Source organism: Pinibacter soli, from assembly GCF_029961145.1.
Taxonomy (GTDB): domain Bacteria; phylum Bacteroidota; class Bacteroidia; order Chitinophagales; family Chitinophagaceae; genus Pinibacter; species Pinibacter soli.
Window position 1 is genome coordinate 46,128 of sequence record NZ_JASBRG010000005.1, and the last position, 23,556, is coordinate 69,683.

Genomic DNA, 23,556 nt, shown 5'->3' on the forward strand with positions numbered 1-23,556 from the left:
AAAGCTTACTATCAAGGAACCTGACTGAACCTAAACATTCAGTTATTCAGTTTCTATTCTGGCATCTTCTTGCCCATTACTTCAACCTTAACATTGGTAAGGCCCTTTTTATAATAACCCAGTTTTTTTGCACCTGTGGTGGTTAGATCAACTACCCTGTGATTTTTTGCATGGAGGCGGTCAGTTACCCTGAAATATGCCCATTTGCCATTTTTTCTGTTGGTTACTTTTAACCATGTCCCAAAAGGCAATCCATTATGAGCGCAAGTCATATTTTTTTGGTGGAAAACTTCACCGTTAGCTGTTTTTTTACCTTCAAATTTATTGGAGTAATAACTGGCCGTTCCATATTGTACCTTCTGCAGATTCACAACCCGTTTTGCGGGAGTGGGGTCATGCGAGCGTACCGATCGAACGGCTGGCGCCGCGGCTACGCCCTGCCCAAAAAACAATGAACAAACAATCAATAGTCGAATCATAGGATTTATTTATGGTTAATAAACGTTTTTATTGGCAAAATATTTCTCGCTCAACATTCGGTCTACTCCATAAATATCATCATAAAATTTCACTTTGCCATCATTGCCTTCGCAAGTGTTGTATCTTATGTACAATGGCAATTTCTTAAAGCCAGAAACGACGTGCTTTTCCTGTCTTTCCATCCAGGCATTAATGGTATCTGCAGGAAACTTCAATGTGTCATTTCTTATCAAATAATCAGAAAATATTTTCCAGTCCTGCACACGCACACATCCGTGACTTAACGCTCTGTATGAATTACCAAACAATTTTCTTGCATTGGTATCATGCATGTACACACTGTATTTATTAGGAAAATTAAATTTGATCACACCTAATGAATTATCGTCACCCTGGCGCTGTTTCAGCAAATAAGGAAAATGCGTTTTATTAAGTTTTGACCAGTCAATAGTTTTGGGATCGATCACACTATCGTTGGCATCTATCACCATCAAGTTTTGCTTATCAAGATAGTCGGTATTTTTTTGAATGCGTGGAAGCATTTCTTTAAAGATGATGCTGTAAGGTACTGTCCACTGAGGATAAGTAATAAAATTAGAAATGGCACTTGTAAGCAAAGGCGTGCGTGTAACAGGGCTTCCGCAAATAACTTTCGATTGCAACGCAATGGTATCAGTGTCGAACACACGAAGGGAGAACGCAGGCAAATTCACCCAGGCATAGGCTTGTGGTAAGGAATCAGGAAGTTGTTTATAGCGATCGAGATTAAGCGCAATGCGTTTGAATTTTTCCCAATCAGTGTAGTTTAAATTTCTAACGACTGACTCGTTGATCTTTCCCGTTTCTTTAATTTTTTTAACGTGCTGAAATGCAGTCAAAACTTTTTTCAATCCCGCTGAATCGCCTGCTGCCAGCGGTGCAGCGATATATCCCTCTTCCACTAATCTTTGCTGCACTTGTGTGTTAAGCGACATTGAATCTTTGCCGGGGTAAGTGATGTACACAACTTGCTTGAACTTCGCAGTGTCAAGGAAAGAAGGCAGCGCTTCTTTTAAACCTACATAAAATCTGTTGGTAGGTTCTTGTTCTCTCAATACTCCCAACACGTTTCCGCTTGCAACGGCGCCTTGAAATTTATTGAAGAAATATTCGTCATTAACTGCCGAATCATTTCTTAATGTTACGCTGTCCTTCGCCAATCTGCCCAACTTCAGATCTTTGGCCATTCCAAACCATGCGTCGGTTAATAACACATCGGCTCTCGTCCAGAGTATGGCGTTCTTTTTTGAGGAGGGATCTGCAATAATTTTATTGTGAAAATCATTTAAAATCTCTGCATGATAATCTGTTGGGAACAATCCGTATTCTTTGGCATGCATCACCATGTAAAACATGGAATCGGCAATAGGTTGCCATTTCTGGTCCTTGCTCCAAATGGTGTGAAAACTGGTATTTTGATATACCTTGTCAACCTGCTGAAGTAAATCTACTTTAACAGAATCATTTAATTTCCCTGCATTTCCTTTTAGATAAGTTAACAGTTCATCTATATTTTCGCTTACCACGGTTTCCATTTGTTCCGGCTTGTCAACAATTACTTTTTCTGCCGGTTTTTTGGAGCTGTTATTGTTACAGGCAACCAGTGAAACTACGATAAAGAATAGGGGGAAAATCAATCTTTTTACAAAACACAATTGATACAGCTTCATAAAATAAATACAGATTCTTAAATTCAGGGCGAATAATACAACATAAAACACATACTCTCAACCTAATGAATCAATTTCTTTTTTTTCGATTAACAATGTTTTTCATTTTGCTTGCCCAATGCGCAACTGGACAAAGTTTATATGTGGTCAAAGATGTAAAACAGTATGAAAAAATAGTGGCTCTTGATAGCAACCAGCGAATGGTGAGTATTGGAAGTATTACCGGAATACAATTTGACCTTCGTTACGCAACAACTAACAACTTCACACATCAACAACTGTACCCTCGAATCGGTTATTCATATTTGCGACTTGCTGCCGCAAAAGCTCTTGATAAAGTACAGGGCGAATGTACGGCAAAAGGTTATTCCCTAAAAATTTTTGATGCATACCGCCCCTATAGTGTTTCTCAAAAAATGTGGACACTTATTCACGATGAGCGTTATGTGGCTAACCCTGTTAACGGCAGCGGCCATAATCGTGGAACTACGGTTGACCTCACACTGGTTGATCTTGCGACAGGCAAAAATGTGGATATGGGAACTGATTTTGACAACTTCACAGATTCGGCCCATCATGACTTTAAGAATTTGCCGGAAAATGTATTAAAAAACAGAAAATTCTTGCGGGAAACAATGGAAAAGTATGGTTTCAAAGCACTGGAAACTGAGTGGTGGCATTATAGCTTCGGAAACTCAAAAGAATATAATGTAATGGATCTGAGCTTTAGGGATTTGAAAAAATGGGCACACAGATGACACGGATTAGACTGATTTACACGGTTTTTTTTCAAATTGAATAACTGGGTAACTGAATAACTGAGTTCAACTCCGACTTTGCATTTCAGTTATTCAGTTACCCAGTTATTCAATTATTGATCCGTGCAAATCAGTCCAATCCGTGTCATCTGTGTGCTCACTCCTACTTAAACTTTTCGGTTTTCTCATCTCCGGTTATATCGCCTTTGCTTCTGATTTGAATTTGCACACTAGCGATCCATTCATTGCACTCGCGACTGTAGAGATATTCGTTGATATCGTTGATCAGTTGCATTACATCGCTGTACTTTCCTTCTACAACTGTGGAAAACGCGCCTACTTCATACTTTACGTTTGACTTCTGAATAACGGCGATTGCTTCATCTACCCATTCGTATGGATGTCTGTCTTGTACAACGGGAAGAATTTGAATAGAGGCGTTGATGATGTAAGAATGCATTGAAGTAATTAATAATTAATAAAGAATAATTAATAGGGCTACAGTGCTTCAGTATCTGTAACAGCGTCGAGGTTGATGGGACCGTAGATGTGGGGGAATTGTTCCTGCACAGATGGCGACCATTCGTACACAAGCTGGCTCTTCAGTTTACTGGTGTCGATAGTGAGTTTTACGAGATCGGTTTTACCTGCAAAATATCTTTGCAGCACACCATCGACTTGTTGAGTTTCGCTGGCATGAATAAATCCTTCTTTTGCAAGAGAAGTATCTTCATAACTGCCTTTTTCTTTTGCAGTGTTCCATGCCGCTGCAGTAGTAACATGATAAATGATAGCCATCATATGATGTTTAACAATCATGAAAATCTGTGTTCCGCCTCTCAAATAATGCGTTTTACTCGTTGCTCAAGCAACATCAAATCTGCAAGCACAATTGCCGTAACCGCTTCTAACACTGGCGGCACACGCAATGCAATACACAGATCGTGACGTCCTTTTACAGAGAATGTTTCCATTTCGTTGGTTTCCCAGTTCAATGTAAACTGATCTTTTGGTGTAGAAGAAGTTGGTTTTATCGCAATGCGAAAAACCAATTCATTACCATTTGTAATACCACCTACAACACCACCAGCATGATTGGTAATTGTTTTCCCTTCTGCATTTTCAATGGCATCGTTATGTTCAACACCAAACATCTTAGCTGCGGCAAAACCCGTTCCAAACTCAACACCACGAACGGCTGGAATAGCAAACACAGCGTGACCCAACAATGATTCAACAGAATCGAAAAACGGTTCACCTAAACCAATAGGCAATCCGCTCACGCGACATTCAACAATACCGCCAACAGAGTCTTTTGCTTCAATGGCTTTTTGCAAACCTTTCTCCACATCTTTCTCTCCTCCCACTTCAGTTATCGTTGCTTCTACTTTAATGTCGCCTAATATTTTTTTCGCGACAACACCTGCCGCTACCAACCCTACTGTAAGCCTTCCACTGAAGTGACCACCACCGCGGTAGTCTTCGTTACCACCAAATTTTTTGCTGGCTACAAAATCAGCATGGCCCGGTCTTGGCACTGCACGTTGTTTGGCATAATCGCCGGAACGCGTGTTGTTGTTCTCAAACAAAATAGTGATAGGTGCGCCTGTTGCCTTGTCGTTAAACAAACCACTTTTAAAGAACGGAAAATCGTCCTCCTTACGCGGCGTTGTACCTTTCTGCTGACCGCCTTTTCGTCGCTCCAGATCAGGCAAAAAGTCTTCTGTTTTCAAAGGCAATCCCGCAGGAACACCATCGATCAATACACCAACACCTTCGCCGTGCGATTCACCAAATATGTTTACTCGAAAAATACGTCCGAATGAGTTCAATGCTTTAAGTTTTAATCTTAACAATTTTATTGAAGTAAAAATTCAAAAATCAAAATTCAAAAATCAGGGTCTCTGCTTTTTAACTTTTGCCTTTTTACTTTTTACTTACCTCAGCCTCTAGCACCACAGCGCCTAATTTCTTAATGTGTTCATAAAAATCAGGATACGATTTATTGATCGCTTCTGCCACTTCGATGGTGGTTTCGCCTGTTGCTTTTAAGCCTGCAACAGCGCATGCCATCGCGATCCTGTGGTCGTGGTGAGAATGAACAACAGCGCCTCTTACACCACCACCACCATGCACGATCATGAGGTCGTCCTGTAAATCTATTTGAATGCCCATTTTGCCGAATTCCTCCTGCAAAGTAAGTGCACGATTGCTTTCCTTATGCGTTAAACGATTAGCACCTTCTATTACCGTTTTTCCGGCGCAATAAGAGGCTAACGCAACCAAGGGAGGGAACAAGTCCGGGCATTCTGTTGCATCGAAATGAAAGGCTTTTAAGGCAGCAGGACCAATCTCTATTTGCGACTCCTCAATCGACATACTTGCACCACAATCCGTCAATGCCTGCAAAATGGCTTTATCTGCCTGCGTTGAAAATACATCCAATCCTTTCACCGTAATTTTTCCGGCAATGGCACCTGCTACCAACAAGAATGCAGCACCACTCCAATCTCCTTCAACAGTGTAGTTGATAGTTGTTGGTTGTGAGTTGCTAGAAGGTGTTATTATAAATTGCTCGTAATTTTTATTTTCAATTTTGTAACCGAAGTGGGCCAATACTTTTAACGTAAGATCGATGTATGGCTTGCTTTTTAAATTGGTTACGTTTATAGTTGTTGGTTCTGTTACAGATGCCGCGTACGCAAACAACAAACCTGTAAGAAACTGTGAGCTTAATGATCCGTCGATAGTGATCTCTTTTGTTTGCAAAGGACCTTTTACTACCAATGGCAATTTACCATCGTTTGATTTCACCTGTATGCCAAGATCAGGCAATACTTCATCGAAAAAATCCATTGGTCTTTTAAGCAAACTACCTTCTCCATTGATGGTGATAGGTACTTTGTTCATAGAAATGATTGGTGCAAACATGCGAATGCCCAAACCACTTTCTCCGCAGTTTATTCTTTCGTTTTCAGCATTTACACCATTGCTTGTTACATGCAATTCTTCACCCACCAAAGAAGTTTTTGCGCCCATTTGCTGGATTACATCAATGGCTGCATTGTCATCATTGCTATGTCCCGGATTGTGTATGATCGTTGTTCCCTTGTGCAACAGCGCCGCCGCACATGCACGTTGCATGGAGCTTTTAGAAGCCGCTGCCACAATGGACCCTGTGATAGAAGATGGTTGTATGGTTACGTTCATATTTTTATTTTAATTGGAACGCAGATTTTCATGATTGTGATGATTTATTACGATAAGAAAAAAATCTTGACAGATCATGAAAATCATGAAAATCTGCTGTTCTATTCTCTAGATCAACGTTTTCAATTCGTTCAATGGAATCGGTCGTACAACACCTTTTCCTATTTTTTCGAGCAAAATGTAGTTCATTTCGTTGCGCACTTTTTTCTTATCGTGTGTAAGAATTTCAAATGCTTTTTCTTTATCATACTCTGCAACGGTTGGTAAACCATACTTACTCAACAACGCAATTACTTTTTCAGACTGTTTGAAACCAAGCAATTTCTTTGAGATCATGGCTGCAGTGGTCATACCAATTGATATGGCCTGACCATGACCAAGCTCGTACATGTTTTCTACCGCATGTCCCAAAGTATGTCCGTAGTTGAGCAAACGTCTTTCACCCTGTTCGAATTCATCACGTTGAACAACACCCGCTTTTATTTTAACATTGGTCTGGATCAATGCAGATAACAATGTTTTATTCTTCTGAAAATTTGCCAGTGTTTTTTCTTCCAGCAGTTTAAACATACGGGCATCTTTAATGCAGGCATGTTTAATAATTTCTGCAAAGCCGTTTATCCACTCGCTTTCAGGCAATGATTTTAATAAGCTGTAGTCGTACAACAAAAACTCCGGCTGACGAATAGTGCCCACCATGTTTTTATATACGCCAACATCAATTCCATTTTTTCCTCCGATTGCTGCATCTACCATTGCAAGGATGGTGGTTGGTATAAAACCAAATCGCAATCCACGCATGTAAATCGCGGCAACGTATCCTGTGATGTCAGTGATAACGCCACCTCCGATGCCTGCTAAGAAAGTTTTTCTGTCGGCGCCAAATGCTATCAACTGTTCAATTACAGTATCAACAGTCGGTTGAATTTTATACGCTTCTCCGGCTTTCAGAACAATTACGTTCCAGCCTTTGAGTTTCTTTTCGTGGTTGGCAAAAACATTTTCATCCGTGATAACAACTGCATTTTGTTTATCTACAATTGTTTTTAGATCAGCGAATGCTGTATCGAAATAAAAAAAGGTTGAGGCTGTAGAGAATTTGTAAGTTAGTTTCTTCATGAAAGTTGTTAGTTGTTGGTTGTTAGTTGTTAGGTAGTTGATAATTGGTAGAGCTCCTTAAATAGGAAATATTCTAACAACTATCAACTAACAACTAATAACTTCTTTAATCATTCATGATCTTATTCTGGTGGTTGATGCTTTCCATGTGCAGTGCATCGTAGTATTTGGTGATGAACTCTTTGCTAAGACCCATTGCTTCACCTTTTTTGAATGCACGCTCAAGAATTTCATTCCAGCGGTTTGTTTGTAAGATCGTGATGCTGTTCTCTTTTTTGTATTGACCGATCTTGTCAGCTACTTTCATACGTTGTGCAAGGATTTGCATTAACTCATCATCAAGGTGATTGATTTGCTGACGCAATTTTTCCAACGCCGCATGATATTCTTCTGAGTTAACATCTTCTTTTCTCCAAACGATGTCGTTAAGCATTTCTGCCAAACGCTCAGGAGTGATTTGTTGTTTAGCATCGCTCCATGCATTGTCCGGATCGATGTGGCTCTCGATCATCAAACCATCGTAATCAAGGTCAACACTTTTTTGTGAAACGGCTTGCAAAATATCTCTGCGTCCGCTGATATGGGAAGGATCGCAAATGATTGGCAAATCAGGATTGCGGCGTTTCATTTCAATAGCAAGGTGCCACATAGGCGCATTGCGATATTCGCTATTACCGTAAGAACTGAATCCACGGTGGATCAAACCAACTTGTTTAATACCTGCTTTTTGTACACGCTCAACAGCACCTGTCCATAATTCAAGATCAGGGTTGATCGGGTTTTTGATCAATACAGGAATATCAACACCGCGAAGTGCATCTGCCACTTCCTGTACGCTGAACGGGTTTACAGTCGTTCTGGCACCGATCCAAAGAACATCTACATCAAAGCTCAATGCATCTTCCACTTGCTTTGCGGTAGCTACTTCTACTGTTGTTGGCAAACCGGTAATTTTTTTTGCCTGTAACAACCAGGGTAATCCTTTCACACCAATTCCTTCAAACATGCCTGGTCTTGTACGAGGTTTCCATATACCTGCACGAAGCATGTCTACTTTGCCTGTTGCGGCAAGGCGCTGTGCTGTTTCCAGCATCTGGCTTTCGGTTTCTGCACTGCATGGACCGGAAATAATCAACGGTCTTTTGCTTGTCCACAGTGTTTGTACTTGTTCTTTCATGGTTTGATCTGTTGCTTGCATTGTATGAGATTGTAAAGTTATTGAATTTGAGCTTAACGCTAAATGCTTAAGGGCTTAACGCTGTCGTGAATGTTGACCATTTCTCAGATTCGTCGGCTTTGCTGTTCTGCGTTGGCATTAAGCGTTGGGCGTTCTGCGTTTTGCTATTTTATTATCCTTCTGATTTTATTTGCGTTTTCAATGAGTTCAAGTAAATAATCGTAATTCTCTTTTTCCAAACATGCCTTGAACTTTTTCAATTGTGTAATGTGTTCGTTCAATACATCGAGCACATTGTCACGGTTTTGCCTGAATATCGGCACCCACATGTTGGGATTGCTTTTCGCGAGACGCACCGTGCTTTCAAAACCACCACTCGCCAATTCGAAAATGGCCCTGTCTTCTTTCTCTTTTTCCAACACCGTATTTGCTAACGCAAACGATGTGATGTGAGAAATGTGACTGATGTATGCGGCGTGCAAATCATGAGCGTATGCTTCCATTTCAATCTGGTGCATGCCTATTTTTTTGTAAATGAATCTCACAAGTTCGACTGCATCTTTATCGCTGTCTGATGCGTTGCATATTACAACGGCTTTGTTTTCAAATGCTCCTTTTACTGCTGCTTCTGGCCCGCTATACTCCGTGCCCCACATAGGATGCGAGGCAACGAATCTTTTACGTTTTGGATGGTTACGAACTGCTTCTATCAAAAGATGTTTTGTTGATCCCATGTCGAATACTACCTGCTTGTCGTTTACTTTATCAAGTATGGAAGGCAGTATTTCGATCATTTTGTCTACCGGAATAGCCAAAGCAATTACATCACAATTTGCGATGGCCTTGTCGAGATCCATTGCTTCATCGATCAGGCCCAGATCAAGTGCTTTCTTCAAATGCGCGGGGCTTGCATCTACACCAATGATGTTAGATGCGATACCGTTTGCATTTAACTGCAAAGCCATCGATCCCCCTATGAGACCTATACCGACGATTGCAATTCTTTTTCGTTCCATTGGTTATGATATTTTCTTTTCAACTTTCAATTCGATCAGCGTTTTGGGTGCAGCAGGGCGAATGCGATTCGCCCATACAGAATCCTCATTTTCAACTTTCAATTTTCAACTTTCAATTCTCTTAATCGCTTCTTCAAACTTTTCCACCGGGGCGCAAAGGCTCACCCGTATGTAACCATTGCCATTGCTGCCGAATATACCGCCAGGCGTGATGAATACATTTGATTCGTACAACACTTTATCACTTAGCGCATATCCATCAGTGTAAGTTGATGGTATTTTTGCCCAAACAAACATTCCGGCTTGCGTGGTATCGTACTCGCATTGCAACATATCGAGCAATTGAAACACCTTTTTTCTTCTTTCACGGTAAACGCTGTTCACGCTATCGTACCAGTCTTTACCGAGGTTCAAAGCTGTTGCTGCCGCCAGTTGTACAGGCAGAAACATACCACTGTCCATATTACTTTTGAAGCGTAACACTTCGTCAATTCTTTCTTTTGCGGCGACTAAAACACCTACTCTCCAACCGGCCATGTTCTGGCTTTTACTGAGCGAATTCAATTCTATCACAACATCTTTTGCTCCTTCTACAGACAGCAAACTTTCAGGTTGTTCATTTAAAATGAAACTGTATGGATTATCGTGAACGAGTAACAAATTATTTTTCCTTGCAAATGCTACAACTGCTTCAAACGCTTTCTTAGTGGGCAATTGACCGGTTGGCATGTGCGGATAATTAACAAACATGAGCTTAATATTGCCTTGTTCTTTTACCACTTTTTCAAGCGCTTCAAAATCCGGGAACCAGTTGTTTGCTTCAGTAAGATCGTAGTACAAAGGCGATCCTCCGGCAAGTTTTGCAGCACTTGTGTAGGTTGGGTAACCTGGATTTGGCACCAATACTTTATCACCATCATTCAGGTATGTCATGCAAATGTGCATGATGCCTTCTTTACTGCCGATTAAAGGCAAAACTTCAGTATCAGGATTTAAGTCAACATTATACCATTTTTTGTACCAGTCGCTTACAGCTTTACGCAAAACAGGTGAACCGGTATAGCTCTGGTATCCATGCACATTTGTCTTTGCACTTTCTTCCTGCAGTGTTTTGATCACATCAGGATGCGGTGGCATATCAGGACTTCCTATTCCTAAATTGATGATGTTTTTTCCAGCCTTGTTCAGCTCGCCTATTTCACGCAATTTTTGTGAAAAGTAGTATTCGCCTATTCCGTTTAACCTGTTTGCTGTCTGCATGATTATAATTCAAAAATTAAAATTCAAAATTCAAAAACCGTTCATTTATATTCTGCACCCGTCATTTTCCATTTTCAACTTTCTATTTTCAATTCACTCTCAACTCTCCACTCTCAATTTTCAACTCTTCATCTCCCCTTTTTTGTACACCCCGTATACCTTCAATTCTTCTGTCATCGGTGTTATTTTTTCCACTACCGTGTTGAATTGATCCAATGAATCGAATTCCATGTCTGCGTGGAAAGAGTATTTAAAGTCGCTGCCCGGAATAGGGAAGCTCTGTAACTTGCTGAGGTTGATGCCGCCTTCGGCGATGTTGGTGAGCACTTTTGCGAGACTGCCTCTTGAGTGATCTGTGTGGAAATTGATGGAAGCTTTGTCTGCGTTGGATATTTCCTGTGCTATATTTTCTGGCTGCAATATCAGGAACCTTGTGTAGTTATTCTTTAGCGTGTGGATGTTGGGGGCGATCATGTCAAGATCGAAGAGTTCTGCGGCGAGTTTACTGGCGATGGCGGCGATGTGCTTGCTTTTGTGCTGGTGAACATGTTTTGCGCTGAGTGCCGTATCTTCTGTTTCCACCAATTTCCAGTTGTGTTTTTCGAGGAAATCTATACACTGCAAAATCGCCATCGGGTGTGAGTGAACTTCTCGTATATCTTCCAGTTTTACGCCGCGGTTTACCATCAGGTTTTGTGCGATATGAAGGTAAACCTCTCCCACAACCTTCAATTTACTTTTCTGGAGCAAATTGTAATTGGGTAAGATGCTTCCGGCAATAGAGTTTTCAATGGCCATAACGCCGCCGTCACTTTCTTTTTTGTTGGATGCCACTTTTACCACATCACGAAAATTCGGACAGGTAATGACCTCTACATCCTTCCCGAAAAACTGCCTTGCGGCCACCTGGTGAAAACTACCCTCGTATCCCTGAATCGAAACTTTCATTTTTTGTTACGGTTTAAAACAAAAAATCCCGGCGTTTCTGCCGGGATTCATTTATGTTGTTAGTTGTTTTTATTTAACGACGATTCAACAAAAGCAATCCCGGCTTCTGACTAAAGAAGAAGTAAAAATAAAATCGGTTATGCTTTTTCGAGTTGATCATTATTTGTCAAAAATATAAACTATTTGAAATTATCAAAATTTATTTTAAAAATGTGTTACGTTATTCAAATAATGCCATTCTTTGTTAAACGCAGTATTTACAGCTATTGCAGGCGATTTAGAATCTGTTGGTCAATTTTCTTGAAAAGATGGTATGGCTTGTAAATCCGCCAGTTATCTATTTCCATCAGTTCGATGTAGTAATTCAGTTTTGCCTTTTTAAAGTCGTGCTGCGTTTGTTGGGGCATGTTAAGGCACACGATCCAGCCTTCGTTGTCGGTCACTTCTTCAAACCATTCCTGATAGTAATCTTTGTCGCCGCTGTGAAAATTAAGCACATTTTCCGTTATCAAAATAAATTTCGTGATGCCTTCGTATTCCATTTTGTCGATCACATCCCGTTTCAGGGTCATGATGTCGTTTTCAATAGCATCGTTCCATTCCCCGATCAATTCGAGGATCACGTATTTCTCTTCATAGTCGGCCATTATTTCCTTCATGTACAGGGTGCGTGAGCCAAATTCATCCCACTGCGGGTGTATGTAGTAGTTATACACCGTGTGCGTAAACTCGAATTCAGAGTACACCCTTCCATAAAAAGGCGACCGCTCGTCTTCCTCGCTGGTATAAATATGCCGCCAGTTATAAAAAGGTTCTATTTCGTGCATTTTGAGTAATTAATAATTAATAATGAATAATGAATAATGAATAGGGTGTTACTTAATCATAAATTAAGAATTAGGAATTAAGAATGCTTTCTGTGCAGCTTTAAACCTGTTAGCTAACGGGCTTCTGTGCATTAAATCTCAAAATCTCAAATCATCTCAAATCATATCAAATCATGACAATCATGAAAATCTGCGTTCCTGTTTCCTCCATTTTCAAATTTTCAAATTCTCAAATTTTCAAATTGTCTTCAAATTATCCATCGCTCGCTTCACACTGCCATATTTCAACAGCAATTCTTTTGCCTTGTGGGCATCGGTAATGCCAGCTTTTTCCATTAACATTTTTGTGCCACGCTCTATGAGTTTAGCGTTGGTCAGCTGCATGTTCACCATCTTGTTATCTTCTACCCTGCCGAGTTGTATCATAAGCGTGGTGGAGATCATGTTTAGTACCAGCTTTTGTGCGGTGCCGCTTTTCATGCGGGTGCTGCCAGTGATGAATTCCGGACCAACGATCACTTCTACCGGAAAATCGGCGCTGGCGCTGATGGGCGCATTCTCATTACAGCTTATTGATCCGGTTATGATATTGTGCTTTCGGCATTCGTCCAAAGCACTTATCACATACGGAGTTGTACCGCTGGCCGCAATGCCTATTACCACATCTTTTTCGCTTATAAAATGACTTTGCAGATCTTTCCAACCTTGTGTTGTGCTGTCTTCCGCATTTTCCACCGGTATCTGAATGGCTTTTTCTCCGCCGGCGATGATGCCGATGATCAGTCCCTGTGGCATACCATACGTAGGTGGAATTTCACTCGCATCTAAAATGCCCAATCTTCCGCTGGTTCCGGCTCCCATGTAAAATAGACGGCCGCCCGCCAACATTTTATCGGCGATCGCATTGACCAACTTTTCTATTTGCGGGATTGCTTTTTCAACGGCTATAGGCACAGTTTTATCCTCCGTATTCATGTTTGCGAGCAAATCATGTACGGTCATCTTTTCCAAATGTCTGTAGCGACTTGACTGTTCTGTGGTTTGAATAAACATAGATAAAAAATTAAAAAGTCAAAATCCAAAAGTCAAAAAAGGTTCTACAACTGCCGGGGTTTCCTTTTTGAATTTTTACTTTTGAATTTTTACTTGCTATGGTATTTGATAAGCCCATCCATCGGATTCTTCAAAATATTGCCCATTTCAAACTCATAGCTATGGCAAAGTTCAGTAATTACATCCTTAAAACCATAAGCTACACTTCCTACAAAATTGATGGGATTGTTCCAGCTTTCGGTGAACTTACAAATATGGTGGAAGAAGAAGTCGTTCAGTCCGTCTTCAATAATATTCTCAATCATAAAGTGGCCGCGGTTTTCAGCGAGAAATACCGCAAATGACGCGAGATAACGATTGGGGAATTCGCCTTTGTAAACATTGGTTAGCATATCTGCTTCGGAGACACCAAATTTTTCCTCGAAACGATATTTTAACTCCTCGTCGAACGTGCCATACAGGTAATATTGCACTACATTTTTGCCGAGGTAAGCGCCGCTTCCTTCATCTCCCAAAATGTAGCCAAGCCCTGTTCTTTCTTTAATAATTTTACTTCCGTTGTAAAAAGAGGAACTACTGCCGGTGCCTAAAATACAGGCCACGCCTTTTTTATCTCCGCACAAGCCTTTGGCCGCGCCACTTAGATCGTGGTCGACATTTATTTCTGCTTCTGTAAATACTTTTTGCAGCGCCTTTTTGACCATTTTTCGGTTGTCCGGATTTTTGCATCCGGTTCCGTAATAAAATATCTCCTCAATACTGACATTTTTCAGCTTGCCTACCAGTTCTTTTTCTATGAGAGCTTTTATTTCGTCGCCATTCAAAAAGTACGGACTGATGCCTGTAGTGAAAACCCTTTTCGTCTTTTTTCCGTCAACTACACACCATTCGCATTTTGTGGAACCGCTGTCTGCTATTAATAGGGCCATAATGGATGATTTGGAAATTATTATTTAAGTAAAATGTTGTCAGGCTCGGAGCCGGGAAAATTCAGCAGGCAAATATCTTGCATCGTTATCACAATACTACCTTAAAAAAAGCAAGCAAAGTGACATTCCTCTCAATATTTTCCCAACTAACTTGTTGATTAACAAACTTTGTTAAGTAAAAAGTCAAAAGTCAAAACGTTGGTATCCATATCTCGCGATCGCGTTTTCTACTTTTCACTTTTGCCTTTTTACTTTTCACTTAACTACTTACAAATTAATTACAATCGGCAAAACAAGTTTGGATATTTCCGGTAATTTGCAACCTTATTTATGGAAATGCACAGAAATTCTAATAACAAAAAAATACAGGTATGGTTGCCTTTGCTTTTTGCTTTGGTAATGGTACTCGGTATGACGCTCGGATATTTGCTTAGAGGAAACAGTTCGCAAACTCGTGGAATCCTTATGTTACCCGGAAAAAGAAGCCCACTACAGGAAGTGGTTGACCTGGTAAATGCAAAATACGTGGATCCTATTACTGACACGTTGAACGGCGATATGGCGCAGGCGATGCTTGCCAAGCTTGATCCGCATTCGGTGTATATTCCAGCAGTTGATCTAAGTGAAATAAATGAGGATTTGCAGGGAAATTTTCAGGGCATTGGCGTTGAGTTCCAGATATTTAATGATACAGTAAACGTTATCAATGTTTTGCAGGGCGGCCCAAGCGAAAAAGCCGGCTTGCAGGTAGGTGATAAATTTGTGAAAGTGGGTGACAGTTTGGTCGCGGGAAACAAAATCACCAATGCACGCATTCGCAACCTTTTGCGCGGGCCCGGCGCCAGTAAGGTTTTGGTAACGATAATGAGAAATGGTAAACTATTGCAATTCACGATTAATCGCGGCCTGATTCCTATTCCTTCTATTGACGCTTCGTATAAACTCGATTCTTCTACCGGCTATATCCGCATTAATAAATTTTCGGAAACGACCTACGAGGAATTCATGGCTTCGCTGGAGAAATTGCAAAAACAAAACTTTTCCCAGCTGGTCCTGGACCTACGTGGCAATGGCGGCGGCATCCTGACCGAGGCTGTTGATATTGCCGATGAATTTCTGGATGGCAATAAATTGATCGTTTATACGCAAGGATATAAAATGCCTCGCCAGGAATACCGCTGCAAGCGTGATGGTATTTTTGAGAAAGGTAAATTGGTGGTATTGGTGGATGAAAATACTGCGAGCGCAAGCGAAGTATTGACTGGTGCTTTGCAAGATTGGGACAGGGCAACAATTATAGGACGAAGATCTTTTGGCAAAGGCCTGGTGCAGGAGCAATATGATCTTAGCGACGGTGCTGCATTGCGACTTACCGTTGCGAGATATTACACACCGAGCGGCCGCAGTATTCAAAAACCTTACACGCATGATGGCAATGGCGATTACGGTAATGATCTGTTGAAACGCTATCAACATGGCGAACTTGTAAATGCGGATAGCAATAAAGTTCAAAACGGAAAGGCCTACCAAACGAAGAGTGGACGCACCGTTTACGGCGGCGGTGGCATTATGCCGGATGTGTTTGTTCCTTTTGATACAAGTGTGGTTTCTGCAAGCGTGAACAAAGTACTGAGCCGTACAACTGTGAGCAATTTTGTTTACCAATATTATGTACAAAATAAAAATGAGCTGACGGCTTATCACTCCGGTGTTGAGTTTGCACAAAAATTCAATAAGGACGAAGATTTGTGGAATGCGTTTGCAAATTTTGCTTCAAAAGACTCGCTGGCTGTAAATAGTATTTCTGCTAAAGACAAAGACTTTTTGAAAGATCATCTGAAAGCTTTGCTGGGAAGACAGATCTGGCGCAACGAGGGCCTTTATGAGATACTGAACGCGGATGACGAAATGATTAAGAAAGCGCTGGAAGCAGTGAAGAAATAAACTATGTTTGATGTACGGTGTTCGAAGTACGAAAGTCATTGGGATGTAGCTCTCTAAAGAATTTCGTATACCGTACATCGTACTTCTTACGACTCCTCATCCTCTCTCCGTACACTTTTTGTTCGAAATCGAACACTTGATTCAACTCCTCAAAACACAAAACCCTAGAAATCAAGCATCTACAGTTTGGCATTAGCTTGGCCTTCTGATAAGCACTTATGCTTATCACTTACTTTAAAATAACACTGCAAAACTTATCGGGAAGTAAACTCATTTCGGGTATTGACCTTTTCGGCGTAGCCATTGCAACGGCCTGTTGCCTGATAATGTTGTTGTACATTTTAACTGAGTTGTCTTTTGACAAACATCAAAGCAACACCAAGGACATTTATATTATTCGATCTGAAAATTATTGGAGGCTAAGCAGAAAAAAAAGCGTTGCTATTGTGCGCCTTTCCACCTCCAGACTAAAGACGGACATACAAAATGCTACGTGGACGCTTAATATGAACGTTGCTAAAACGTCATTACAAATAAAGGAAGGAAAGGATTGTCAATACCAGAGTGCATGCATGAAGAGACTGAAAACAGAATGATAAAAAAATCAGAAATTAGGAACTGACCACAGAAGGCATCCCAATCCCTAATCCCTGATTTCTAATTCCTGGTTATGCGGCATTTTTAATCTCACGTTGCTGATCCAATACTTCTTTCTTCTCTATTTTGTAAGAGTAGACAAGTCCGATACCGCCGCCTATAGCGATGAAAGCGAACCAGAGCGCAGGATTGTCAGTTTTTAAGATGTGTTGGGTTACGACGTAAGCGAGCGCCAATCCGATGCCGGAACCGATGAGCAACAGACCCCATTTCAGGCTGCGGTAAGGAGCAGGAATGTTGGCGAATTCTTTAGGGTTTATGCCTCTGTCAATCAAGGCCATGTTTTCTTTATTTACGAGGTAGCGCCATCCAAATATCATTGCAAAGCCGCTTACGAACGATATGATTAACCAGAGTATTGCTAATTGACCTGTTTCCATTTTAAAGGTTTTAATGAATTTATAATTAGTTTTTTATGAGTTTCTTTCTTGTCAGACTAACCTTTTGTTTCTGAGGTTACATCTTTCAGGATTTTTTTTCAACCGGTTTCAAAGTATCAGACTATGGGTGAGGGGAAAAGGTTACAACAATTAGGAACTAAGAATTAGGAATTAGGAATTTAGGGTGCTGCAGTATCAGGCGTATCCGGCCTTGTCTTTATTATAGCAAGGAATTTGCATCCAATTTTAATGCAACACAGAAAGAATTCTTAATTCTTAATTCCTAATTCTTAATTATTAATTATTAATTATTAATTGTCCCTGTAACCTCAACCCTTCCAAAGTCGTCAAACAATACCAATGACAACACAACCTTCAGACAATGATCTAATTGCACAGGTGCTTCGGGGCAATCAACAGGTGTTTGCGGAGTTGGTGAAACGATACCAGAATTTCGTTTTTACCATTACGCAGCGATATGTTGACAGCCGCGAAGATGCGGAAGAAATTTCGCAGGATGTTTTCGTTAAAGCTTATCGTAGCCTGCGAGATTTTCGCGGCGATAGTAAGTTCAGCACATGGCTTTATACAATTACTTCTACTACTTGCATTACTCATTTAAGACGTAAAAAACAGGATGTGTTTTCTCTTGACCAGGAAAACGTATTTGCAAGAGCTGAGAATTTAAATTCCGGTTTTAATGCAAATGAAGTGGAACAAAAATCTAAAATCAATATGGTGAACAGTGCCATTGCGCTCCTTTCGCCGGATGATGCGCAGGTGATCACGTTGTTTTACAAAGCAGAGCAGAGCCTGGATGAAATAGCTAATATTATGGGACTGGAAACAAACACTGTGAAAGTGCGCTTACACAGGGCAAGGCAACGACTGAAAGAAAAAATGGAAAAACATTTCGTGGCTGAACTAAACGATCTGAGGTAATTTTAAGAATCCCCTGATTACAACTCGGAATTTCGATCTTATACTTTATAAAACGCATTATGATGGACACAAATAGCAATATTGAAGAAAGATTATGGGACTACGTTGACGGTATTTCCAGTGCCCATGAAAAAAATGTGATTGAAAAATTACTGGAAACCAACAGCGAATGGCGCCATAAATACAAAGAGATTTTGAAGGCCAGCATTCTTTTGCAGGAAAGCATTGAGATCGATGAGCCTTCTATGCGCTTTACGCAAAATGTAATGGAAGAAATAGCCAAATATAAAATCGCTCCGGCAGCTTCTACCTATATCAACAAGAAGATCATCTACAGCATTGCAGCTGTGTTTTTAACCATTATTGTCGCCATGTTTGTGTATGTTTTTGCAAACGTTGATTGGGCCCCTGCAGGATCTGGCGGTGGTATACCATTTGATATTTCTAAAATTAACTACGGCAAAATATTCAACAGCACATATGTAAACATATTCCTGATGTTGAACGTGATCATTGGCCTTGTATTTTTAGATAAGTATTTTTCAGTTAAGAAGAAGAAATTACTGGAACGGGATTTAACAAATACATCCATTTAACCGTTTAATCAGTTAAACTTACATTATTTAATAAGGTCGAATCAGCTAATTTTGCTGTTTAGTTATAAATCAGCACTGTTCAACATTTTGAACAAAGGATATAGACCTATTGATACAGAATCTTTTAATAACACTCACATTTATAATTTGCGGAGTTTTCTCCGCAAATGTTTTTGCACAGGATACATCCATCATAAGACAGTTTAAACGAACGACAGATACCAACCGGGAAGAAGTATCTGAAAAAGATCTGATCGACGTAATGCATTCTTTGCAAAAAAATAAACCAGCAAAAGTCGCTGACACATCGATACAGCCACATAAGTTTCTTTACTCTGTTGTACCGGCCATTGGCTATACGCTTTCCAGTGGTTGGACGGCTATTCTCAGCGCGAATGTTGCGACGTATTTAAGCGACCCCAAAACAACCAATATTTCCAGTCTTACGGTAAGCGCCAATTATACCCAATACAACCAGTTAACGCTTCCTGTTTTTTTAACGGTCTGGACAAAAGACAATAAATGGAACATTTCGGCTGACTGGCGATTTTACAAATACCCGCAAGACACATACGGGCTAGGTGGGCACAGCCAAATTGAAAATGCAGATAACATAGATTACTATCACTTGCGACTGCATCAATCCGTTCAAAAGAGAGTAACAAATTCACTATACCTGGGGTTAGGATATTTTCTGGACTACCATTGGGATATAGATGAAAAAGGATACAACAAGGATGTTGCAGAATATGGCCTGCCGACAAAAACACTTGCCTCCGGCCCGGTTGCAACCGTACTGTTTGACAGCCGAAAAAATTCGATCAATCCTTCACAGGGCTTTTTTGCAAATGTTGTTTACAGACCCAACCTCACTATTTTTGGAAGTGACAACAACTGGCAGTCGTTAACAATTGACGTTAGAAAATACATCAACTTCCCAAAAGGCAGCAAGAACGTTTTGGCGTTCTGGAACCTTGACTGGCTTACGCCTTCTGGTAAACCACCTTATCTCGATCTGCCAAGTACGGGCTGGGATGCGTTTAACAACACCGGCCGTGGATATATACAAGGACGCTACAGAAGCTATAACATGCTGTATCTCGAAAGCGAATACCGCTTTCAGATCTCGCGTAACGGACTTTTCGGCGGCGTGGTATTTGCCAATGCGCAAAGCTTTTCCAACGGCCCTGGTCTTCACTTCGACAATGCTGCTCCCGCCGCAGGACTTGGCCTCCGCATTAAAGTGAACAAAATCTCCAAAGCAAATATTGCTATCGACTACGGCTTCGGACTAAATGGATCGAGAGGTCTGTTCGTGAATTTGGGAGAAATCTTCTAGAAATGTACGAAGTACGAAGTACACAATTGAAGCTTCGTGAAATTAAAAAGACGCGGCAATGCCGCGTCTCTACAGGATTACCCTGATTTTATTAATCATTGAACTTTTTCTTCAGATCCATCAGTTTCGCCTGGAACGGATTCAATGGCTGTGGCTTGCCGCCGCCCTGTTGTGGCTTTTTGATGTTTTGATTACCGCCACTTCTTTGGCCCTGCTCTTTGTTATCTCTTGCAGGTTTGCTGCCATCCTTCATGCTAAGGCCAATACGCTTTCTTGCTACATCTACTTCGGTTACCGTTACCATTACTTTTTGCTGCAATTTCACCGCTTCATTTGGATCGCTGATGTAAGAATTGCTAAGTTGAGAAATGTGTACCAAACCATCTTGTTTTACGCCTATGTCAACAAAAGCACCGAAGTTCGTAATGTTTGTAACTATACCAGGCACAGTCATTCCAACTTTCACATCTTCGATCGCTTTGATGGTTTCATCAAAGCGGAACTCTTCGATCTGTGCACGTGGGTCACGGCCTGGCTTTTCAAGCTCTTTCAAAATATCGTCAATGGTGAACTCACCTACTTTTTCAGATACATATTGCTTGCGGTTGATCTGTTTGCGCAAGTCATTTTGTTTGATCAGATCTTCTACGGAACAATTAAGATCTTTGGCCATTGCTTGTACCACTGAATAACTTTCAGGGTGCACGGCACTGTTGTCAAGCGGATTTTCAGCATTGCGAATGCGAAGGAAGCCCGCGCATTGTTCGAATGTTTTTGGCCCCATCAAACTCACTTTCTTCAGCTCGTCACGAGTTTTGAAAGCACCATTTTTTGCCCTGTATTCAACAATATTTTTTGCCAGTGTTGCACTCAAGCCAGAAACATAGTTCAGCAAATGTTTACTTGCAGTATTCAAATCAACACCTACGTGGTTCACCGCACTTTCAACTACTTTGTCAAGACTTTCTTTCAAACGCGTTTGGTTTACATCGTGCTGGTACTGACCAACGCCTATTGACTTAGGATCGATTTTTACCAACTCACTCAGCGGATCAAGCAAACGACGACCAATGCTGATGGAACCACGAACGGTTACGTCCTGATCAGGAAATTCTTCACGTGCCACTTCTGATGCAGAGTAAATAGACGCACCACTTTCATTTACCATGAAAATGCTCACGTGTTTGCCAAAGTCAATGTTTCGGACAAGTTGCTCCGTTTCACGACCCGCGGTACCATTACCAACACCAATTGCTTCAATATCGTATTTGTTTACCAGATATTTCAATTCATGAATCGCTTCATCAGTTTGATGTTGCGATAGCGTGAAGATGGTTGAATAGTGCTGAAAATTACCTTGCTCATCCAGGCAAACCACTTTACAACCTGTACGGTAGCCCGGATCTATTGCCATTACACGTTTTGAGCCCAGCGGAGATGCCAGCAACAACTGACGAAGATTTTCTGCGAATACTTTTATAGCTTCTTCATCCGCGTCTGTTTTACTAAGCAGGCGGTATTCATTTTCGATCGATGGTTTCAGCAAACGATCGAATGAATCATCAATTGCTTTCTTCACTTCGCCCGCAGCAGGGTTGCTTGCTTTTACAAATATTCTTTCAAGATCTTCTACACCGGTTGTTTTGTCGATGTTCAGATCCATGATCAGGAAGCCTTCTTTTTCACCGCGACGAATCGCCAGAATCCTGTGTGAAGGACTTTGTGAAAGCGGTTCATTGAATTCAAAATAATCGCGGTACTTCTGTGCTTCAGGATCCTCTTTTTTGCTCGACAAAACTTTTGCCTGCAATACAGATGTTTCTTTAAATATCTGGCGCACTTTGTTTCTCGCCTGCTCATTTTCACTCACCCACTCTGCAATGATATCTCTTGCACCTTGTAGTGCCTCTTTATTGTCTTTTACAAGATCGTTCAGGTATTTTGCCGCTTCTTCATCAGGAATTTCATTGCCTTGTTCGAAAAGTAATTTTGCCAAAGGCTCCAAACCTTTTTCAATGGCTTGCGTAGCTCTTGTTTTACGTTTTGGTTTGTAAGGCAGATAAATATCTTCCAGTTCAGTTGCGTCATAGCAATCGTCAATACGTTGTTTAAGCTCCGGTGTTAATTTACCCAGACCCTCGATCGTTTTGATAACTGTTTCTTTACGTTTCTCAAGCTCGTTGAAATATTTAATTTCTTCCACCACGTTATTGATCATCACCTCGTCGAGGTTTCCGGTAGCTTCCTTTCTGTATCGCGCCATAAATGGAATGGTTGCCCCTTCTGCATTCATGTCGTGAATATTGGTGATCTGCTTGATTGATAAGCTTAGTTTTTCAGCAGCTTTTTGTACGTACTTCGGTTCCATGAGTAAATATTTTAAAAGAAACGATTTTCGCTTTTTTGGGAAAGCGGGGAGCAAATGTAAGGTATGAATTGAAAGAAAAAACTTTGATTTTTAATCCGGAAAGACGTATAAAAAAGAAGTGAAAAGTAAAAGTAAAAAGTAAAAAAGGGAGCCTAATTTTCGGGGTCCCTTTTTACTTTTTATTTTTTACTTTATTTCTAGTCTTTAATAAACAATGCCTTCAGTTCTTTTGCATCGTCTGGCTTCATTTTACCTCCCAAAATCAGGCGAAGCTGACGTCTGCGCAAAGCGCCTTCAAAAAGTAATTTTTCTTCGTCCGTTTCCGCCACAAAACCCGGGACAGTTGTAGGTTTATTGTTTTCATCAAGGGCTACAAACGTATAATATGCTTCGTTGCTTTTGTATTTTACCCTTTTCGCCAGATCCTCTCCCCAAATTCTTAAATGCACCTCCATAGAAGTGGTAAATGCACGACTCACCTTAGCTTCAATATGCACTACGTTGCCCAATTTAATAGGCGATTCAAAGGAAATATTGTCAACGGAGGCCGTTACAACAGGCATATTGCAATGTTTTTGTGCAGCCAGTGCCGCTGCGATGTCCATCCAATACATTAAGCGACCTCCCATAAGGTTATTGAACAGGTTAGTATCATTGGGTAGCACCAACTCCGTCATTGTGATTGCGCTTTCTGCTGCTTTTTTTACGTCCATATTTAATTTTTATAATATGGCGCAAAACTAGGTGGAATAATTTGAAAATTTGAAAATATGCTAATTTGAAAATTCTTTTTGGGCAGCTTTCCTTTTTTTCATTTACTCCTCAAACATTTTAGAACCAGCAA

23 protein-coding genes are annotated in these 23,556 nt (G+C 40.7%); 6 read left to right on the forward strand and 17 right to left on the reverse strand.

The window, feature by feature from the left end; all coding sequences use genetic code 11:
- Positions 1–53: 53 nt before the first annotated feature.
- Together QJ048_RS07630 and QJ048_RS07635 are read right to left on the reverse strand one after the other, a co-directional pair.
- Positions 54–479: a septal ring lytic transglycosylase RlpA family protein gene (locus QJ048_RS07630; RefSeq protein WP_282333753.1), complete on the reverse strand. Its 426-nt coding sequence runs from the start codon at positions 477–479 to the stop codon at positions 54–56.
- Between the two features lie 15 nt (positions 480–494).
- On the reverse strand, positions 495–2,189 hold the full coding sequence (locus tag QJ048_RS07635) for a L,D-transpeptidase family protein (protein ID WP_282333754.1): 1,695 nt from the start codon (positions 2,187–2,189) through the stop codon (positions 495–497).
- 143 nt (positions 2,190–2,332) lie between these two features.
- On the opposite strand from QJ048_RS07635, the gene QJ048_RS07640 reads away from it, so the two are divergent.
- Complete coding sequence (locus QJ048_RS07640; RefSeq protein WP_282333755.1) at positions 2,333–2,947, forward strand: M15 family metallopeptidase; 615 nt, start codon at positions 2,333–2,335, stop codon at positions 2,945–2,947.
- A gap of 163 nt (positions 2,948–3,110) precedes the next feature.
- Here the strand turns inward: QJ048_RS07640 and QJ048_RS07645 are convergent, their stop codons facing one another.
- From QJ048_RS07645 to QJ048_RS07700, 12 genes are all read right to left on the reverse strand, one after another.
- Positions 3,111–3,407, reverse strand: coding sequence for a thiamine-binding protein (locus QJ048_RS07645; RefSeq protein WP_282333756.1), 297 nt, complete (start codon positions 3,405–3,407; stop codon positions 3,111–3,113).
- 38 nt (positions 3,408–3,445) lie between these two features.
- The gene (locus QJ048_RS07650) at positions 3,446–3,745 is read right to left on the reverse strand and encodes a DUF952 domain-containing protein (RefSeq protein ID WP_282333757.1); all 300 of its coding nucleotides are present in this window, start codon (positions 3,743–3,745) and stop codon (positions 3,446–3,448) included.
- Positions 3,746–3,786: 41 nt separating this feature from the next.
- Positions 3,787–4,779: a chorismate synthase gene (locus tag QJ048_RS07655; protein WP_282333758.1), complete on the reverse strand. Its 993-nt coding sequence runs from the start codon at positions 4,777–4,779 to the stop codon at positions 3,787–3,789.
- Positions 4,780–4,873: 94 nt separating this feature from the next.
- Positions 4,874–6,157, reverse strand: coding sequence for a 3-phosphoshikimate 1-carboxyvinyltransferase (gene aroA, locus QJ048_RS07660; protein WP_282333759.1), 1,284 nt, complete (start codon positions 6,155–6,157; stop codon positions 4,874–4,876).
- A gap of 108 nt (positions 6,158–6,265) precedes the next feature.
- Positions 6,266–7,276, reverse strand: coding sequence for a 3-dehydroquinate synthase (gene aroB, locus QJ048_RS07665; RefSeq protein ID WP_282333760.1), 1,011 nt, complete (start codon positions 7,274–7,276; stop codon positions 6,266–6,268).
- A 106-nt stretch (positions 7,277–7,382) separates the two neighbouring features.
- The gene (locus tag QJ048_RS07670; RefSeq protein ID WP_282333761.1) at positions 7,383–8,474 is read right to left on the reverse strand and encodes a chorismate mutase; all 1,092 of its coding nucleotides are present in this window, start codon (positions 8,472–8,474) and stop codon (positions 7,383–7,385) included.
- A 143-nt stretch (positions 8,475–8,617) separates the two neighbouring features.
- Complete coding sequence (locus QJ048_RS07675) at positions 8,618–9,469, reverse strand: prephenate dehydrogenase (protein ID WP_282333762.1); 852 nt, start codon at positions 9,467–9,469, stop codon at positions 8,618–8,620.
- A 105-nt stretch (positions 9,470–9,574) separates the two neighbouring features.
- Positions 9,575–10,729, reverse strand: a complete 1,155-nt coding sequence (locus tag QJ048_RS07680) for a pyridoxal phosphate-dependent aminotransferase (protein ID WP_282333763.1) — start codon at positions 10,727–10,729, stop codon at positions 9,575–9,577.
- A 120-nt stretch (positions 10,730–10,849) separates the two neighbouring features.
- Entirely contained in the window at positions 10,850–11,677 is an 828-nt protein-coding gene (locus QJ048_RS07685) for a prephenate dehydratase (protein ID WP_282333764.1), read from the reverse strand.
- 263 nt (positions 11,678–11,940) lie between these two features.
- Positions 11,941–12,504: a hypothetical protein gene (locus QJ048_RS07690; RefSeq protein WP_282333765.1), complete on the reverse strand. Its 564-nt coding sequence runs from the start codon at positions 12,502–12,504 to the stop codon at positions 11,941–11,943.
- Between the two features lie 237 nt (positions 12,505–12,741).
- Positions 12,742–13,557, reverse strand: coding sequence for an N-acetylmuramic acid 6-phosphate etherase (gene murQ, locus QJ048_RS07695; protein ID WP_282333766.1), 816 nt, complete (start codon positions 13,555–13,557; stop codon positions 12,742–12,744).
- Between the two features lie 89 nt (positions 13,558–13,646).
- Positions 13,647–14,486 carry an N-acetylglucosamine kinase gene (locus tag QJ048_RS07700; protein WP_282333767.1) on the reverse strand — a complete coding sequence of 280 codons (840 nt, stop codon included), beginning with the start codon at positions 14,484–14,486 and terminating at the stop codon, positions 13,647–13,649.
- A 336-nt stretch (positions 14,487–14,822) separates the two neighbouring features.
- On the opposite strand from QJ048_RS07700, the gene QJ048_RS07705 reads away from it, so the two are divergent.
- Together QJ048_RS07705 and QJ048_RS07710 are read left to right on the forward strand one after the other, a co-directional pair.
- Complete coding sequence (locus tag QJ048_RS07705; protein WP_282333768.1) at positions 14,823–16,430, forward strand: S41 family peptidase; 1,608 nt, start codon at positions 14,823–14,825, stop codon at positions 16,428–16,430.
- Positions 16,431–16,648: 218 nt separating this feature from the next.
- Positions 16,649–17,026 carry a hypothetical protein gene (locus QJ048_RS07710; RefSeq protein WP_282333769.1) on the forward strand — a complete coding sequence of 126 codons (378 nt, stop codon included), beginning with the start codon at positions 16,649–16,651 and terminating at the stop codon, positions 17,024–17,026.
- Positions 17,027–17,098: 72 nt separating this feature from the next.
- On the opposite strand, the gene QJ048_RS07715 is transcribed toward QJ048_RS07710, so the two are convergent.
- Positions 17,099–17,467, reverse strand: a complete 369-nt coding sequence (locus QJ048_RS07715; RefSeq protein ID WP_282333770.1) for a DUF6249 domain-containing protein — start codon at positions 17,465–17,467, stop codon at positions 17,099–17,101.
- A gap of 360 nt (positions 17,468–17,827) precedes the next feature.
- Between QJ048_RS07715 and QJ048_RS07720 the strand changes: the two genes are divergently transcribed.
- The 3 genes from QJ048_RS07720 (at position 17,828) to QJ048_RS07730 (ending at position 20,344) form a co-directional block, all read left to right on the forward strand.
- Entirely contained in the window at positions 17,828–18,409 is a 582-nt protein-coding gene (locus QJ048_RS07720) for an RNA polymerase sigma factor (RefSeq protein ID WP_282333771.1), read from the forward strand.
- A 59-nt stretch (positions 18,410–18,468) separates the two neighbouring features.
- Positions 18,469–19,005, forward strand: a complete 537-nt coding sequence (locus QJ048_RS07725) for a hypothetical protein (protein ID WP_282333772.1) — start codon at positions 18,469–18,471, stop codon at positions 19,003–19,005.
- A gap of 109 nt (positions 19,006–19,114) precedes the next feature.
- Positions 19,115–20,344: a BamA/TamA family outer membrane protein gene (locus QJ048_RS07730; protein ID WP_282333773.1), complete on the forward strand. Its 1,230-nt coding sequence runs from the start codon at positions 19,115–19,117 to the stop codon at positions 20,342–20,344.
- 91 nt (positions 20,345–20,435) lie between these two features.
- On the opposite strand, the gene QJ048_RS07735 is transcribed toward QJ048_RS07730, so the two are convergent.
- Positions 20,436–22,712, reverse strand: coding sequence for a Tex family protein (locus tag QJ048_RS07735; RefSeq protein ID WP_282333774.1), 2,277 nt, complete (start codon positions 22,710–22,712; stop codon positions 20,436–20,438).
- 197 nt (positions 22,713–22,909) lie between these two features.
- Positions 22,910–23,425 carry an acyl-CoA thioesterase gene (locus QJ048_RS07740; RefSeq protein ID WP_282333775.1) on the reverse strand — a complete coding sequence of 172 codons (516 nt, stop codon included), beginning with the start codon at positions 23,423–23,425 and terminating at the stop codon, positions 22,910–22,912.
- Positions 23,426–23,556: the final 131 nt, after the last annotated feature.